This is a genomic window from Bacteroides sp. HPS0048, assembly GCF_964240755.1.
Taxonomy (GTDB): domain Bacteria; phylum Bacteroidota; class Bacteroidia; order Bacteroidales; family Bacteroidaceae; genus Bacteroides; species Bacteroides nordii.
In genome coordinates, this window is the sequence record NZ_CAXSVC010000035.1 from 1 (window position 1) to 19,380 (window position 19,380).

At 39.7% G+C, this 19,380-nt stretch carries 8 protein-coding genes; all 8 read right to left on the reverse strand.

Annotated features, from left to right (window positions below; all coding sequences use genetic code 11):
* Nucleotides 1-360 precede the first annotated feature (360 nt).
* The 8 genes from ACESQI_RS20075 to ACESQI_RS20110 all read right to left on the reverse strand — a co-directional run bounded on the left by ACESQI_RS20075 (nt 361) and on the right by ACESQI_RS20110 (nt 19,380).
* Entirely contained in the window at nt 361-3,201 is a 2,841-nt protein-coding gene (locus ACESQI_RS20075; protein ID WP_195660504.1) for a glycoside hydrolase family 2 TIM barrel-domain containing protein, read from the reverse strand.
* A gap of 241 nt (nt 3,202-3,442) precedes the next feature.
* Nucleotides 3,443-6,517: a LamG-like jellyroll fold domain-containing protein gene (locus ACESQI_RS20080; protein WP_373126918.1), complete on the reverse strand. Its 3,075-nt coding sequence runs from the start codon at nt 6,515-6,517 to the stop codon at nt 3,443-3,445.
* A 4-nt stretch (nt 6,518-6,521) separates the two neighbouring features.
* The gene (locus tag ACESQI_RS20085; RefSeq protein ID WP_002559069.1) at nt 6,522-8,234 is read right to left on the reverse strand and encodes a RagB/SusD family nutrient uptake outer membrane protein; all 1,713 of its coding nucleotides are present in this window, start codon (nt 8,232-8,234) and stop codon (nt 6,522-6,524) included.
* Nucleotides 8,235-8,252: 18 nt separating this feature from the next.
* The gene (locus tag ACESQI_RS20090) at nt 8,253-11,339 is read right to left on the reverse strand and encodes a SusC/RagA family TonB-linked outer membrane protein (protein WP_373126920.1); all 3,087 of its coding nucleotides are present in this window, start codon (nt 11,337-11,339) and stop codon (nt 8,253-8,255) included.
* Nucleotides 11,340-11,408: 69 nt separating this feature from the next.
* Entirely contained in the window at nt 11,409-13,031 is a 1,623-nt protein-coding gene (locus ACESQI_RS20095; RefSeq protein WP_373126922.1) for a fasciclin domain-containing protein, read from the reverse strand.
* 11 nt (nt 13,032-13,042) lie between these two features.
* Nucleotides 13,043-14,596, reverse strand: a complete 1,554-nt coding sequence (locus ACESQI_RS20100; RefSeq protein WP_373126924.1) for a fasciclin domain-containing protein — start codon at nt 14,594-14,596, stop codon at nt 13,043-13,045.
* Nucleotides 14,597-14,612: 16 nt separating this feature from the next.
* A complete protein-coding gene (locus ACESQI_RS20105) occupies nt 14,613-16,097 on the reverse strand; it encodes a RagB/SusD family nutrient uptake outer membrane protein (RefSeq protein WP_007483744.1) in 1,485 nt (494 codons plus the stop codon).
* A 16-nt stretch (nt 16,098-16,113) separates the two neighbouring features.
* Nucleotides 16,114-19,380 (reverse strand): TonB-dependent receptor, encoded by a 3,267-nt coding sequence (locus tag ACESQI_RS20110; RefSeq protein ID WP_279209429.1) that lies wholly within the window; start codon nt 19,378-19,380, stop codon nt 16,114-16,116.

The following is a 19,380-nucleotide window of genomic DNA, read 5'->3' on the forward strand; positions in this document are numbered from 1 at the left end:
TGATTTTGAATCCCATAGAGCCTACTTTGCAAAAGTGACTTATCAAACACGGTTCAACTAAATTGAAGAAGAACCACAAAAGTGTACATTTAACACATACTTAAGTACGTACTTTTATAGCATAAAGAATGCACTTTATTAATCAACTGTCTTTCAATAATATAGACAGAGATAAATCTAATTTTAAAAGAAGAAAAGACGTGGTGAGCATATACAATGAATGAGAGATAATGTTTATTTCGATAACTAATATAAATCTGAAGTATTGGATCTGATTTTCATTGCAATTAGTACATCCTAAACGATTCTCAAAATATTATACCCATTGGTATAAGGTACCAATGGGCACAACTTTCAATACTACATAAAGTCAAAAACCAATCTGATGCTTAGTCCTTCATCCCCTTTTTTAATACGCACAATTCCCGGCTGGCTGTGTGGTCCATGTTGTGATATCGGTTTAAATGAACGGATAGCGGGAATATCTAATAAGAAAGAGATGTCTCCGGAAGGAAAATCGGGCATCGTATTAATCCCATCCTGCCTACCGAAAGGCTCTTGTGGAGTAAACATACGGAGAAATAGTCCATCGGTAGAAGAATAAACAGTAAAAGGAGCAATGCGACTCTGCACTGTAGCCCAATAAAAATTAGCGTGATATCCTTTAAACTCTGGATAAACCAGATTCTCAAAACTCTCTCCGGTTATCGTATTGTTATACTCTTTTTGCCAAACAGCATAATTGGTTCCTTTCACCCGGTTCTTCCATACGCGATAGGGACCACGTCCAAACCAGCGCATCCCGGCACAAGCTGTCTCAGGATAAGAAAAGGTCAGACCAAGATTCAATACAGCCTCATCCATAAAAGCATCATCAAATCCACCCCCGCCTGAAGCACGATTGAGCAATACAGCATCCATAGATAACAGACCGGAAGCCGAGAGGCGCCACTGTATAGAGTCAACTCCACCCCGGTAATAAGCACAGAACACCGCATCGTTTCCCTCCAAACGAGTGGAATAACGGACCAATTCCATTTTCATACCTACCGGAAGGGGGCCATTAGTGAATGGAACGTCGACATGTGTTTCCTCTTTTACTACCTTAGCAATAGTGGCATTACTCTTCCGAAAAGAAACAGCAATCCCATTATTACTTAATGTCACCAGCGAATCACACTGACTTAAAGAAGCCATATTCTTATTAGCAGTTAGAAAGGAAGACATTTCACGCTTCAAATACTCATCAGCATAACGCACAGGCCATGTCCAGTTACAAAGGCTCTTACCATCCGGTCCGAAAGCTTCCAATTCCAACACATCTGCCTCCCAAAAGCAGGAAGGCAACTGCATGTGTGCATATCCGGTTTCACCGGGGGCGAGAGACGGTAAACGAACTTCTCCGCTATCAATGCAACAGCCATCAACCTCCTTTTGCAAAGGTGAAGGGTAACGATGAAGACGGTAATTCATCCGGCAATCACGGAGATTAGTATATAAATAGGTATTGGTGATAGCAAATTCTCCGCGAAAAGAAGGAGTGATATACAATTGCCGGAACTGAATGGGAGCCCAGACTTCGCGTACTGTATATACACTTCCTTCCCGCTCACGATAAGGTCCAACAATCCCATCGGGGGCATTGAACCGATCAGAATCCAATCGTCCGCCCTGATCTGTCCGGCGGACAGCTTCATCGGAAAATGCCCACATAAAGCCACCGGCGAAAAGAGGATGAGAAGTGTAGTTTACCCAAAAATCTTCCAGTCCGGCTCCATGTCCCTGATCGTACTGACCATGCATAAATTCGGTAGGCATAAAGACATTATAGCCATTAGTAAAACGGGCTACGCCGGTGAGATACGCCGGATAGTGATGTGTATCCAGCCCGTTAAAATCGGCCCAGGGATGAATTACATGCCGTTGCTGAGGATCATAATCCGAGAAATGCTTATCAAGAGTAGAATTCCAGCCTCCTTCGTTCCCATTACTCCAAAGTACAATAGAAGGATGATTTACGTCACGGACAATCATCTCCCGTTGTAAACGTTTGCCTACATTTTCATCATAAGCATTTTGCCAGCCAGCCAATTCATCAATAACAAAAAGCCCCAACGAATCACAAGCATCCAGGAAATGTGTATCAGGCGGATAGTGAGAACGGACAGCATTCATATTCATCTCTTTCAACAACAAAGCATCCCGCACGCTAATCTCTTTATTCGTAGTGCGTCCACCATCCGGGTGGAAAGAGTGACGGTTGATACCTTTCATTACAATCTTCACACCATTGACATAAATTCCGTCCCGAGGACGAAACTCTACCGTACGAAACCCGATGCGTTCCTGGTGTTGATGTAATAGTTGCCCGCTCCGATTGAGCAGTTTTAATTTAAGAAGATAAAGATTCGGAGACTCAGGGGTCCAGGGAAGAATATCCTCCCATTGAGTATCCAACCGGTAAAAAGTAGCACTATCTGTCAGTTGGAAAGAATGTTCTTTGAGTAATTCGCCACTCTTTAGATTCTCAACAGTTGCCAATAAACAATAACCGGATTTTGCTCCTGACAAATAGACATCCGCCAACAAATGTCCATCACACAAAGCATTCACTGCAACCCGATCGATATGTTCTTTTGGTTTTATTTCAAGCCATACCGGACGATAGATACCGCCAAACAGCCACCAGTCAGCTTTACGCTCGGCAGCATTTACCGATTTATTGGCAGAATGCTTACTGACGCGTACTTCCAACCGGTTCTTGCCCCCAAAATTCAGGAGCCTGGTTATATCATAGGAGAAACGATAAAAACCTCCTTGATGAATCGGTCCTGCTACACAATCGTTCACCAGAACTTCAGTATCAGTCATTACCCCATCAAAAACGATTTGCACTGTCTGTCCGGTATATTCCTTCGGTACCTTAAAAGAGTGTCGGTAAATTCCAGTTTCCATACTCGGATTCTTCACCCCTTTTTCTTTGTACCACCGTCCGTAGGTATAAGTACCAAAGCCTTGTAATTCCCATTGTGAGGGTACTTCGATTTTACTCCACCGACGGCTATTATTCCCATCGGAACAATAGAAATCCCACATCACGGTGTGATTCAATCCCGTACCGGAAAGATAGCGGCGATGTGTAGACTGGGCAAAGACCGCCTGAAAGAGAAAAATAAACCAGAAAGCTAATATATACTTCATCTCAAATAGGAAAATTAACAGTGTAAATCAGTTTACTACAGAAAGCACAGAATTTCAATTGTTTTAAACTCTGTATAGAACAATTAAAATTCTGTGTTTTTATATAGCACAAAGATAAGACAGAAAAGGCAGAAACAACGGGGATTTTATTTATTTATTAATCAAAAGTAGAGAATCTTATCCGTCGTCATCCGTCCTCTATCTGCCTTATCCGTGTACCATAGAAACAAATCAAATGTTATTACTTTAATAGTTTCTTCACAAACTTCGTTGTTCCTGCTTCCACTACAATAAGATAAGTACCTTTCGGCAAACTGTCCAATCCGCTGATGTACAGTACTGCTCCTCCGTCTACCACATAGGCAGTGCGGTGAACAAGTGTACCCGTAGAAGAGTACATCGAAACTGTAGTACATCCGGATATCTCTGCCGGGAACTCAACCGTTATTTCATCCTTGAAATAAAGCGGATAAATGTTCAGATCAGAGTGGAATGCCGTTTCTTCCGAGATGCCGGTTGGTTTATTAAGCTCATAACGTTCCTTTGCTTTGGCGGCACTCATGGCTCCTCCATAGACGTGAAGCTCATCAATTGCCCCGGTAAAGGGAGTATTGAAGTTCACATTACAGTTACCAATAACAAATAATTCCGACTCTGAAATATCACCGGTTTTGTCAGTCACCTCACCTTGGAAAACTCCATTAATATACATTTTCAACGTTTTGGTTTCACCATCACGAACACAGACTACATGATTCCACTCACCATTGAAATATTGAGTAGCAGGAATATCGAGATTGGATTTCGTAACATCATCGTCAATACCAAAGGTAAGATTTCCATTCTTGTACTGTAATCCTACCCATTTCCCGGTAGCACCGGTCGAAGCATTCTTCGCATGGCTACCTTTGTGGAACAGATACCAGTCTACCCCATCGCCTCCGTTGGAACGAAACCACAGTTCAACACTAAAATCCCCGGTGCCCAGTCGTAATTGATCGTAAGAGGGCTGTTCCATTCTACGGGTTGCAGGAGTTGCAGGCAGTTCCAATGCCTGTTGGCGAATCCCGTTTATCCATGTGGGAACGAAACCTACAGCCTCAGCCTTTCCATATACCGAATTGACAGCGGATGTACCGGTTGTTTCATCAAATGAGAAATAAGCTAACTCATTCAATACCACCGGAGCTTTCACTTTAATCGATCCGGAGAGAGTAGCTACGGTAAGTCCACCAACACTCTCTATGGTATACGCATACGTACCTGTTGCCTGAGGAGTTCCCTCAATCGTGAAGAAACATTCCTTCTTATCTACGACAACGTTAAGCCCTTCCGGCAGTCCTGCTATTTTTACATCTTCCGCATTCTTCCATGAATATGAAATCGGTGAAATCGCTTCACCCAGGTCTATCGACTGGCTCAGATAACCAATACCCTTCTTTGCGAATGAAGCATTTTCCGTATCCTGATCTCCCAGATAGTAACCCAAATGAGGAGGTTGGTTATAAGCCACATTTTGCCAGGCTATTCCCATGCGATAAACAGGGTCGTGCATCAAAGTGGTTATCTTATATTCAGTAGGAATAATAGTGGTAAAGACCAACAGATCGGAACAAGTCTTTGAATCCCATAAGATAATTTCTTCACGCCAATCCCCCAATATGTCAGCACTCAAATTGGGAGTGGCTTTGGTAGAGTTACAGGAAGCGGCATTGCTGTAATCGGACAGAGTAATCATACGGTTCGCTTTCGTGCCGTTCCATTTATCAATCTTAACTCCATCCAACAGTTCGTCCTGCAAATCACCGTCCCAATACACCCTGAAGTTAACTGAAGGGCGATTCTTACTGGCTATGATATTCCCTTTGCAATCGTATACATTACCATTGGCAGTCGACCACATTTCAAACCCACGGTGGGCAGGATCTATATCCGCAGCAATCCCACGTCCGACGTCCGTTCCGGTTTTCTCACCAAATATAATCTCGCCTGTTGCGGCAGAGTGCATCTCATACCCATAAGCTGCCGTTTTTTCTTCATGAGGAGAAAACACTTCCAAACCATCTAAATCGGGATCCAAATCGGACAAGTGAATAGCATCTCCGTGTCCTAAACCGGTACGATACAGTGTTTTCCCATCCTGATCGATGACACACGCTCCGTAAACGATCTCGTCACATCCGTCGCCATCTACATCTGCTACCGACAAGTTGTGGTTTCCCTGTCCATAAGCTCCCGAACCGGATACTTTAGAATCATGAGCCCATCTCATTGTCAGTTTTGTTCCGTCAAAATCATAAGCGGCCAGTGCTGTACGTGCATAATATCCACGGCACATCACTAAACTTGGTTTTACTCCGTCAAGGTATGCCACACATGCCAGATAACGTTCCGAGCGGTTGCCGTACCCATCTCCCCAATCATTAATGTTTCCACGAAGAGGACTGTAAGCAATGGTCGAAATCTCCGCTCCTGTCTGTCCGCTAAAAACAGTCAGATACTCAGGGCCATTCACCACAATTCCCGCTTTACTACCGGAAGAGCGGTAGTCGGCATTGGGATCATCACTCCCCATAATTACAGATTTTCCCTGCCCATCAATAGTTCCCGGCGCCGTTTTACAGGCTACTTCGGCTTTACCGTCACCATCAAAGTCATACACCATGAATTGAGTGTAATGGGCTCCGGCACGTATATTCTTACCAAGATCAATCCTCCACATGAAAGTTCCGTCCAACTTATAACAATCCAGATAAACATTGCCTGTGTATCCATAGAAAGAATTATCGCGTGAGTTGGTCGGATCCCATTTCACTATAATCTCATATTCCCCGTCTCCGTCAACATCCCCCACGCTGCAATCATTCGGAGTGTAAGTATATTCCTGCCCATCCGGATAAATTTCACGCGTTTTATCTTTATCCGTTTGAACAACATCGTAAGGTAAAGTCACTCCACCTCCCGGACGCTTTAGAGGAATTCTTTTATATTGTTCCGCCCAGACGGACACTTCTTTTGTAGTTTCAGTCTCTGTACCATCCAGTATCCCTTTAAGCATATAGCGAGAAGCTATAGTACCGTCTTTATCTACATAATTGGTTGTAGTTACCACAGGAGTAGTCGTGATTTTGACTCCATCCCGATAGATGTCAAAGCCTAATTTTCTGGCATCAGTAACTAAACTACGCCAGGACAGAAACACTCCGTCGGAAGATTTTACGGCAACTACTCCTCTATCCAATTTTTCCTGCCCCCACAGAGGTATCATGATACCTCTAAGAAGCAAAAAACATAATGCTATACTTATTTTTTTCATTTGATTACTTATTCAGCTTCAAATCATATTTAATAAACCAGTTCTCATCAGAAGTCTCTAAATTACTACCCACAGAAGTAGCAGTGACATACTTTTCAGCGATTTTATCTGCCCATATCTTACGCGCCTTATCCCCCCAGCGCCTTGCCGAACGCAACATCGTATAGTAAGTACGTGCTTCACCGGCAGACTCTAACCTTGACTCTTCAACCAGTAATGAATCTACCATCCAATGGGCATACTCCGGTTCAACGATCACCTCGTTGGTTTCTTCGTCTTCACCTAAAATCCATTCACCCAAAGCCGGAGCCGCAATACGTCCACGAACTCCCTGACAGTTCAACTGGCTCTCTTTGCCTACACATTGATACAGGCAAACAGGATAGTCAGAGAACGGGGGTGAAAATGTATTAGTAGCTTTATTATAGAGCGAACCGAAATTCTGTCGGGCAGAAGACTGACCATTAAGGAACTGTAATGCTTCACGATAGCGTCCCAATCCGGCACAGGCCTCTGCCAGCCACAAATGAATATCAGCAGCTTTGTAATAACATAAAGGCACATCATTACGATAAATATAATCACTGGTAGTATGAGCTCCCAGGAATTTATAAAAGATCAGTCCTTCCGTACTTTCTTTATAGGATTTATTAATTCCTCTATTTTTCTGATCATTGGCACCACTTATTTCCCACCGGGTTACAGATGTCGCAGCCGGACGCAAATAATATTTATTTGGATAAGTATTAGAGAAGTACTCAATTACCCGATTCGTTTGTTTTTTACTATAATCATAGAAAGCTACAGAAATATGATCCTGCCGATTATAAGTTGTTGTTGAGAACAATTGGCTCCAGGAACCCTCGTACTTCGATTTGTTAAGTGTAAAACTTGCTTCTTGCTCTCCACCGGTACGAATAATACTAACACAGTTGTCCCATACTTTCTGATAATAAACGGCATTTTCGTCTGCAGAGTTTTCCTTCTTTGTTTTATACAAATAAAGCTCAGCTAACAAACATTCGGGAGTAGGGCAAATACGATTCCACTCTAAAGATTCAGGGGAGTCACCCTGCCCCGGGTACAACACAGTAGACCAACGTATGTCTCCCTTACCATTAATACCATTCATCCCATTTTCAACCAAACTGATACACTTATCTATCAACTGATCGAATTTTAGTACGGGATATTGTGACAAGTCCTGATAAGTAGCCAAAGGATCGTCCAGATAAACGGCTTCACCATATATCTTGGCAAGCATCAGATAAGCCCATGCTTTATATCGTAATGCACCACCAATAATACCTTTATAATCACTATCGGACAATACTGTCGGATACAGCTCTCTGTATTCAAACACATGCTTCAAATAATCATTACTATTCATGATAAGAGCGTAAAATCCTTTGGGATCTGCCAATTCATTATCAGTAAACGGAGTTTGCAAATCTTTGTAATTATAAACATCCCACATATCTATTGAAGCATTGGTAGTAGGTTCCAACAAGTCCCCTCTCAATCCTTCCAAAAATATGGCTTGGTCCACTACATCTTGTACACAAGCAGCCAATCCCATGTAACCTGTATATAGCTCATAAGAAGTTCCTATATAGTCTTTTTCCAGCAATATATCATCAGTGTTCGGCGTAAAAAAATCATCACAACCCGTCAACAAAGGAAACAATAATGCCAAAAAATATATTCTTTTTTTCATAACTTACCTTTATATAATTTAGAATTGAACCTTAAAACCTAATTTTACTGTACGCGGATTGGCTACCTTTCCATAATCAAAACCACGTATCGAGCTATCATAAGAATACATTGTTTCGGGATCTAATCCGAGATAGTCGGTAGCTGTAAACAGGTTTTCAGCAGCAGCAAACACGGTAGTACCACCAAACAATTTAAATTTATAGCTTACCATCAGTTCTTTTAATTTTAAATAAGAAGCATCTTCAATCCAGCGATCAGAGAAACGACTATTTTCCATAGGATCATCATAAACAGCACGAGGCATATCGGTGATCTGACCTTCGGCCATCCAACGACGGTTAACGGAAGTCAACTGATTAGAAAAATCGGACATAGACTCCATAGAACGCCTTACAGCATTGTACATTTTATTACCCTTACTATAGCCGAATGTGAGTGACAGTTGTATTCCCTTATATTCCACAGAAGTAAAGAAACTACCATAAAAATCGGGAAGTGGACTTCCTAAATTAACACGATCATCCTTATCTATTTTTCCATCATTATTCTGATCTACAAAGTGCATATCGCCCGCAGCGAAAGGTACACCAATCGCATTAGTCAATGCCTTTCCGTCCTTTCCTGCTGTTTCTGCCGCAGCATCAGTAGCAAATACACCAGCTGTCTGATACCCATAAAAAGAATACAAAGGTTGGCCAACCTTGGAAATCACAGCCGAACCGTCACTCATAGAAAGAACAATCTCACTTTCCCCTCCCAATGATTTCACTTCATTTTTGCAAGTAGAAAGTGTTCCGCCTATATACCATTTAAAATCACGATTCTGTATTAATCCTATTTGTGCCCCAATTTCAAAACCTTGATTCACAACTTTTCCCATATTACGATACATATAATTCGAACCATATACAGACGAAATCTCTACCGGCATAATCAAATCCGAACTTTTACTATTGAAGTAGTCTACAGTCAACATCACGCGATTATTGAACATGGCAAGATCCAAACCGACATTGAATGTATTGGTTAACTCCGGAGTGATTTTCGTATTGGGGACTCCCGCACGTACCAACCCTGACAATCCCTTGAACACACGGTTCAGATAGTAGTATTCTCCGATAGTAGAAGCAAAACGGCTATTTCCGGTCATGACATATTCAGCACGTACATTCAGATTATCCAGTTGTGGCATATTTTTTAATAATGAATTACTCACACTCCATGCTACATTTACAGCCGGATAAATCTGTATACGAGAAGCTTCGGTACCTACAGATGACGAACCGTCAGCTGAGAGATTAATACCTGCAAACAACTGATGATTATAATTATACTTAGCAGAAACATGATAATTCATCCAGTTCCATTTATTTATATAACCATAATATGAACGTCCGATGGTCTGCACATTATTCAATGTTTTATAATAGTCATTTGCTGTATTCCATCCCGAACCGGCATTATAATCAATACTATTCATTGCAATTTGAGCACCTGCCGTTGCAGAAACTGTATGTATACTTGCAAGTACTTTCTGATAGCCCAGCTCAAGAGCATAATAAGTATTTAAAGTCGTTCCTTCCGCTGAACGTATCGTATTCTCTGCCAACCGATTTTCTAACGGCATAATAGTAGTAATACTTACCCCCGGAACAAAAGCATCTTCTTGTGTCAAATTATAATTTAAACCAAAATCGGCTTTAAAGTTCCAATTATCATTTATGGTATATAATAAACCAGCATTCATCAAGACATCATAAGCGTGCTGTTTCATTTCTACATCATTGACTACAGAAAGCGGATTGCTTACACTATTATTCTCTATCAGGTTGCCATCAGCATCACGAATGGAGGCAAAATCCGGTAACAGATTATTCTTACTGTCTTTATTATAAGGAGAGAACAAAGGCCCCTTACGCAAAGCAGTCAATATCGGATTCGTTTCTGATATCATTCCCTGTTCTGCCACACGGCTGTTTGTATAACCGAATGAAATCGTCGAAAATAATTTCACGTTTTTACTAAGATTCACATCGGCATTCATACGGGCATAATATTTGGTCGAGTTTGTCTCCTCAACCACTCCTTGCTTATTCTTCACACCAATAGAGAAATCATATTTAGCGATCGCATCACCACCTTTGATTTTTAACACATTATCAGTGACAAAAGCATTCCGATAAATCAAATCTTGCCAATCAGTATTATTATTGTAGAGATAATTGTAATAATAATCCGGATCTTCTTTTAAAAAAGGAAAAGCCGCCAATGCATCAGACATATCTTCATATTTTGTCAAAGCTATATTCCCCATCAGACTCTTGTAATCGTTTACTCCTAAAACCGGTAGTGTAGCACTGTTCCATGAAAGCCCGTATTGCCCTATAAATTCGACTTTTGTATCAAGATCCGCAGCTTTATCTGTTTCGATCATAATAACCCCATTTGATCCCAACGAGCCATATAAAGCTGCATCTGCCCCTTTCAAAACTGTAATATTCTCAATATCCTGTACGTTCACTACACTGAAAATATTCTTAGAGTATCCGCCAATAACCCCAGATTCGTTCATATCGGGCATATAAGGTATACCATTTATTACAATCAATGGAGAAGAGTTGGCTATCATCGTATTAGCCCCCCGTAACTTGAAATAGTTTCCTTCACTATTCTGTCCCCCTTTTGAAATGAGTTCTATTCCGGGGATGTTACGAAATCCTTGTTCTACATCTGTTAGAGCTAAATTAAGTTCATTTTTACTAACCGACGTAAGATTGGTTTGTTTCACATCTTGTCTCACCAAGCCCACAGAGGGTAACGTAACTTTATCGGTGTACCCTTTCATATCGTCCGGTATCAACACAATATGTAGTTCCGTACGTCCTGCTACAGGCTCTTCTTTCGTATAAAACCCCGGACACCATACGGATATAGTAGCTTTATCAGACACATTATTAACTACAAATCGCCCGATACTATCACAAGTAACCGTCTCATCCATACCCGATAATGTAATCACCGCATCGGATAAAGGCTGATTATCATAGGAACTGACCACTGTACCCGAGATTTTCACTCCACCTTTTTGTGCTTTCAAACTCATAAAGCAAAAGGTAGAAAGAAATATTATCAATATTATTTTATATTTATTCATTATTCTAATGCTATAGGATTAATAATTGTTTGCCGAAGGCTTCAAAGCCCAATGGTAAATGCGCAATTTCTTACTGTCTCCTTTGTAAAATTCCACACGGATACGGAAGGAACTCATACCTTCACCTTCTATTTTTACAGTGCCAACCGGACCACCAAGTCCATCCCATTTCACCACTTTATCTCCATACAAATCAGCAGTTGTCTCATTTACACGATCAAAATTCCACGGATTAGATGAAACGACAGAGAGATTAGAACCTATCAATTTCATATTAGCATCCAATGAAGGACTTTTCCCATCGGTATTACCATCAAAATAGACATTGACATACGGGTGTCCACTACTATGAAATCCCATGTATAGATCATATTCACCACAAGGAACCTGCATCACCCTCGCTTTATAAGGATCATTTTCTTTTTCTCTATACCGTTCCAATGGAGGAAACTCAACCCAAAAAGGAGAAGCGTCTTCATCGCCATTTAAATCCAAAATATAATAGTTTGACAGAATTTCTGGTTTGGGAGTAGCAGAATCTTTAAAAATAGCAATCTTGGTCGTATTCATAAAGCTATAATACGATTTCTGTTCTTCTTCCGTAAGATATTCATAATAATGCACTAACGACTTAATGCGTGTCAGAATATAGTTAGTTGGTATCTTCACATCCGTCATTTTATACATAATACCATTACTCAACTCTTCCTGACTGCTTTCATCTATTTTTTGAACCGTAGTACGCCAAATTCTATTAAAAGAAGATTTTATATCTACGGTACTAAAATCTTTCAATTCTCCGCTATAAAATGCAGCTTCTTTAATCCACGTCATAGCTGTAGCCGAATCCAACGCTGTCAATGTTTTTCCCATGGCCTTATATTGTACCTCCAATTTATCGAAGCAGCTCTTCATCACATTGTTATCCGGTAAGAAAAGAGTAAACTGTTTAAATTCCGAATTGAACTCCGCTTTCTCAAACAACGGATTATACACATAGAAAACAGAATCATACACTGTATTACCAGTTATATCTACCCCAGTAGGAATAGAATTTACTTTATCGAAACGCATTTCATTATTCTTCATAACAGAATCACGAAATATAGAATACTCATCCGGAAGATTCTTTATGTAATCGAACATATTAATTTTTGATTTCATTAATTCGTCAATCACGTGAACAACCCCGTTCTTCAAACGATAGGAGCGTTGTACTTTAGACTTATTAACGTAGGTATCTTCCCCCTGTTTGGTTATTTGAAGATACACCCCATTCAGTGTAGGAATACGCAAACCATTTTTCAAATCACTCTGCAGAAAAGGCAAATAATTAATATGATACTCCATTCTTAGAGTGTCCTTAGAGTCAATTCCCGAAGCAATCATTGCAGCATTATCTACTACCCAAAAAGTAAGTTGTTGTTGCTCCTTAGTTAGCTCTTTATCAAGACCACATGCTTTAAGTTGATTGTAAAATTCACTATATTCAGGATTTCCGTCAAAAAACTCCCTCAAAGTCTCATCCAAAATTTCTTCTGATAATTTATTACTCCCATGATAATATTCATCCCATTTATCCGAACAAGAAATAAAAATCAGGGTTAGCAATGCACATATAGATAAGATATACTTATTCATAATTCCTCCTTTTAATTAATTGGTTCAAATATCAAGCAATCCAAATAAGAGTAATAATCATCACCCGCCATAAAACGTACTGTATGAGGAATCGATTCTGTGAACTCCACCTCTCCTATGGTTGTGGTAATCATCTCACTTTTGGAAGTACTATTTCCCCAGGTAGTAACCTGTACTCCCACATATTCACCGTCAACAATTACTGACCACCGCCCCTCCTTAGTCTTGAGAGCCTGATTGTAATGTACTAAAGACATTTTATATTTACCGGCAATGATCATCGGACTTTCCATCTGTATCCACCCATATTTTCCGAGATTCAGAAACATACAATCGTGATTCGAAGCTTTATACATCACCTCATTCTTATTAGCCAAATGATAAGTGTAGTCACTACCATATCCACCAGAAAGTTTATAACAGTTCAATATATCATATGCCAGACTACGAGTGTATGTTTTAGACTGATTTTCTAACTGATACTTCTCACATACACCTGCCAACTCCGGATAATCGGTCAAATCCCAAGTGACTTTAGTTGCTTTCGGTTCTGTTATTTCCATCATCCCATCTACCACATGAATGACTCCATTCTTACAATTCAGATTTTTTCGAGTGATACTGATACCCTTCTTTGTTTCTTCATTATAGTTCAGAAAAAACATCTCATTTACCAATCTCATACTGATAAGGGTATTAGATGCCATCATAGAAACATTTTTCGATGTATTATTATCTATATCAGTATTCATATCGGCAAATGAATAAGCAGAATTTGCAATATGATAACCTACATATCGATTTACCTTATTGGCTGGGTCAGTATAATTAGTATTTGTTTCACCCAAATAAGCAGCCAACGATGCTACACTATTTATACCGGCTTCGGCAAACACATCATCCGGTACAGCAAAAAGAGTGTAACGGTATTTTACACCATTCATATAAATACTACTCAATAGCTTCTCATAACCTGTTTTATTAAGTAAATCAAGCATTAAAGTATAATTCTCATCCAGATTATCAACAATAGTACCTGTCACAGGCGTTAAAACACTTTCCAAAAGATGAATCACTGCATTGGTAGCTGTAATATTCAACTCCTTAATACGTGCTTCATCATTAATATAGAATGCCTGAAACCCACCTTCACGCATTTCCAGACTTAAATAATCTCCACTTGCTGTAGAATCCGGAAACATACCATCAGGAAAATCCGAAGTTGTGTATTGTTTAGAAGCTATCGTATGATAACGAACCAGGTTAGAAGCTTCCTCCATATCCAACTCCCGTACTGAACTTTTTCCTTTTGCCTGAAGATATTTGTGCATCGCTTCATTATCAGGTACAAAGCAAGTATAATCCATATTCAGATTCACTGTATTAAACAGTCCGGTATACTTCAATAAATCCACCCATAAGGAATATACATCCTCATTAGCTTCCATAAAACTGGCAGCGGGCATTTTATCTGTATCTTTGAACACCTGATCGGCATACGGGTCGGAACAAGCCCCCCACATAAGAGTAAATGCCGCCGCTAATAGAATTACTACGCGTTTCATATTGTCCTTCTTTTTTTTAATTACTGATACTTTCATAATATTCACTTTGTACTAACAATGGGTTTTTCTGTAACTCAGACTCTGAGAACGGCATATACCATGACCCTTCGTTGGACAACGTAGCTCGTCCCAATGATTGCGACGTGGCAGCCACAGCTTTCAGAGCTTGTTCTATGAATAAGTTTTTATACCGTACATCTGATAACTGTTGGCTTCTTAAACCGATACGTAACATATCAAACCAGTTTTTACCTTCAGCAAAGAACTCTTTCTGCCGCTCCACCAATAAATATTCCAACATGATTAATCTGTCTTCACTTAGTGTCATCTTTTCCAAGCCTGCACGTTGACGAGTTTTATCTATAAGCTCGCCCGCCATTTCATAATTATCTTGCATGATCAGTGCTTCTGCTTTCATTAAATAGACATCAGCTAAACGATAAATCAAATAATTCTGATCATTTTCTGAGGCAACACGTGCCGTAGCATTATCTACCCCAAGATACTTCCAAATATAACCAGCCTCATTATATGAATAATTCAATCCACGAGATTCACTCTCGTTTTGTTCAAAAAGATTAGTCATATAATCGGAAGCTTTGTAATATCCGTCAGTACCTGCTTTAAACCAAGTCAGGAAACTATTCGTTTGACTCTTCGGATTGCTATATTGTATTTCAAAAATTCCCTCATTACTATTTCCCGGATAATAATTCAAAAATCCATTACCAATCAGTCCTACACGTCCGGAATTAATTACTGAGTTACAATGCTTTATACTATTTTCATAGTCACCTAACCAAAGATACATATCAGCAAGCAGAGCATGAATCCCCCAGCGTGTGGCACGTCCTTTCGTATTGATAGGATTATCATTATCTACTTCAGGAAAAAACTCCTTTGCATTAGGTAAATATTCTTCCAAATCAGCTATACATGATTTTAAAATAGTAATACCATCCTCCTTTGGCATAATATAAGGAGCACTATCATCTACATACGGCTCCGTAACAAAAGGGGCATCTTTAAATGTACGAACGATGTAAAAGTAAGCAAGCGTCCGCTGAAAGAAAGCCTCTGCCATAAACGAACGGCACATATTCATATCGAAAGACGGATCTTTATCAACTACATCCGGTGCGTATTTAATAACTGCATTAGCCATAGCAATGGCTGCATAAGGTTTACTCCAATCAGCCAATCCATTTGTAGGCAAAATATCGAAAGCACGCAACTTCACCGCTGCTTTCTGTAAATCTGAACCAGAAGTAGACCAAAAAGAGAGCCCATTCCCCCTACCTTCTCCCCAAAGCAGGAAGGTTTCTACCGAGCTTCTCAAATTAATATACCCAGAAGCAAGAACCGCTTCCACTTCTTCTTTGGTTTCCCAATATTCAAAGCTACTCTGGTTATTTTCCGGTAACACAGTCAGATAATCTTCACACGATATTTGAGATAACGTGATTAGAAGTAGCAAAATATAATAACTTATCTTTTTCATTTCCTTCTTTTGTGAATTAGAATCTCAAATTCAAACCAAATGCAAAACGCATAGCTTTCGGAGTATTATTACTATCAATAGCTACCTGGGCTGCAGAACCATCCGGATTCTTCAGATTTATTTCCGGATCTTGTCCGGTATATTTCGTCCAGACAAAAAGGTCATAACCCGTTGCATAAATTTCAAGCTTATTAATACCTAACGGCTTCATCCAATTTTCAGGGAACTGATATTTTAAAGTAATAGTCTTCAGCCGAAGAAAAGAAGCATCCTCCACAAAACGGTCGGATCCTAAATAATTGTATCCTTTATCATACAATGCACGTGGAATATCAGTATTATCTCCTTCACTACGCCAACGACGTAATACAGCTACGCTCTGATTGTTTTTACCATACATATTTTCCATATTAATGCGTGACTCATTAATAACCTTTTGCCCAGCACGTCCATGAAGTGCTGCTACTAAACTCAACTTCTTATAACGAAGTGTAAAATTCAAACCACCAGTCAACGTAGGATTACTATTGCCCAGATAAACGATATCGTTTTCATCAATTACCCCATCACCGTTGACATCTTCATATTTAGCATCACCTGGATATACTTTTTGATCACCATTCTTTACAACTACCGGTGCCCCATTTATATCCATGATCTGTTGTCCTGTTTTATCAACCGCATAAGTTTCCTCTACATTTTGATACACACCTTTATAACGATATCCATAGAATGAACCTAAAGGATCGCCCATTAGCACACGATATGCATATTTTTTATTACCGAAAGTGTAAGTTTCATCACTTTGATTTTCGGGGAGTTCCAAAACTTTATTCTTATTTTGTGAGATATTGAATCCAAAATTGAACCCCCAGTCTTTTGTACGAACAGCAGCTACATCAATATTAAATTCCCAACCTCTATTCTCCATTTTACCAGAGTTATACCAGGCTACAGTAGACAGACCTGTTGAACTGGGTACTTTAATTTTCTTTTGCAACATATCATCTGTTACCTTCGTATATAGCTCTACAGCAAAAGTTATTCTATCCGAAAAAAGCCCTACATCTACTCCAATATTATTTGAAGTGATCGTTTCATATTTTAAATGTGTCAAATCCGGACTTTCCGGCTTCACGGCACTCATATCTCCATAACCGGGTGTGACTGCCGAAAATTTACCGATATAAGGTGATGTTCCGGTAGGCGCATTACCCGATTGTCCCCAGCTATAACGCAGTTTTATTAATGAGATAAATCCTAATCTTTGGATAAACTCCTCATCACCTAAATGCCACGCTACACCAAATGTGGGAAATCCACCCCACCGTCCACTGGCATCCATTGCCGAACTTGCTTCCCAACGGTATCCCGCATTAAACATATATTTCTCTTTAAAGATATACTGCCCGTTAAGAGTTAAGCCCATATCTCTATTAATCGTTTTTCCAGAACCTCCTTTAGCTGTAGTAGAACCTGCAATGGGAGAAGTTATACCGGAAGAAGCCGTATTAGCGGATCTGCTACTATATGTACTCGTTGTCTTATCCGATGTCTGAAAAATACCACTAAGTAACAATTTATGGTTATCATTAATAGACTGATTATAAACCAGACGATTTTCCGTAGTCAAATAAAGAAGGTCTTTACCAATGTCATAATTCAAAGCAGATGATTCATGCTCATAAGCAACCCCTGTTACGCTTTGCGGAAGGAAACGATTTATTTTTGTGAACTGTCCGTTAAAACCAACTGTACCAAAATAGTCTAAACTTTTAAAAGGTTTAGCATGAAGAACGAAAGTCATACGACTATTTGTAGCAATCGTTCTGTTCTGTGCCTCATTTGCCATTGCTACGGGGTTGTATACCTTATCATTTGAAAAGGTCATACCAAACGATTCATATGGAGTAAAATACTCACCCGTACGTTGTCCATTTGCTCCGATCACATAAGGACTCATATTAGGCATCTTAGTTAAAGCGTGTCCACGAATCGAAGCTTTCTTCAATTCATCTGTATCATCTACGTAATTGGCATCCGTAACTCCACGTGTGAAACTGTATTGCAATGCAATATCAAGTTTATCTGAAAAGCGATAATCTGTATTGAACGACGCATTAAAACGTTCATAACCCGTACCTATTGTAGTACCCTCCTGATTCAGATACCCAAGTGATAAACGATAATTCGCTTTGTCACCCCCACCCGACACAGAAAAAGAATTATCAGAAATAAAACCAGTCTGGGTAATTTCATCCAGCCAGTTCGTATTTTGATTATATTCATCAAAATACTGCCAGTCCGGATCAAACCCAATTTCTTTCGTATTATAAAGCAGCTTAAGGTACTCCTGAGATTTGGCTGCGCTCGACCCCAAATCAGACACAGTATTATAAACAGCATCCTGAATCATAGATATATACTGGTTAGCATTCAGCATAGGGATTCCGGAGCGTTCCTTACTGAATTCATACTTTGTATTAAAATTAAACTGCAAACGTCCTTTGCTACCTCTCTTTGTCTTTATGATCAAAACGCCATTGGCACCTTTTGATCCCCAAACAGCTGTAGCCGCCGCATCTTTTAAAACTTCAATAGATTCAATATCAGCCGGAGAAATATTCAACAGAGACCCATAATCATCAGAATTTGCAGAAGCAAAACTAAAATCATCTGAAATATCAACAGGTAAAGGTACACCATCTACAACGAACAAAGGTTCATTGGAAGCATTTAAAGAAGCTGTACCGCGAATACGAATTGAACTTCCGGAACCAGGATCAGCGCCTGTAAGAATATCCACATTAGCCATAGCACCTTGTAAAGCTTCTGTTACAGAAGTCACCGGTGCGGTTTCCAAACTACCAAGAGTAAGTTTCTGAGTAGCAGAAATCATCTCTCTGGCAGATTGTCCCATAGAATTCCGCTCTATTTTTTTAGCAGTCACCTCCACAGTTTCTAACGCCATACCTTCTTCGTCTAACGTGACATTAATCACTTTCTGACCCGTATATTTTATGGTTTGTGTTTTATAACCAATAAAAGAGAATACAATAGACAGATCTTTTTGATCAGGTATCGACAAACGGTAATTACCATTTACATCGGCAATGCTACCACCTAAAGAACGATTAGATGCATTTGCAACATATACGTTGGCTCCCACCAAGGGTTCATTAAAAACTTTATCCATCACCGTACCTGTCAACACATGTTGTGCCATAATCATCTGCGCACATGCTAACAATAATAGTAGGATTATATTGCGATTTCTTTTCAT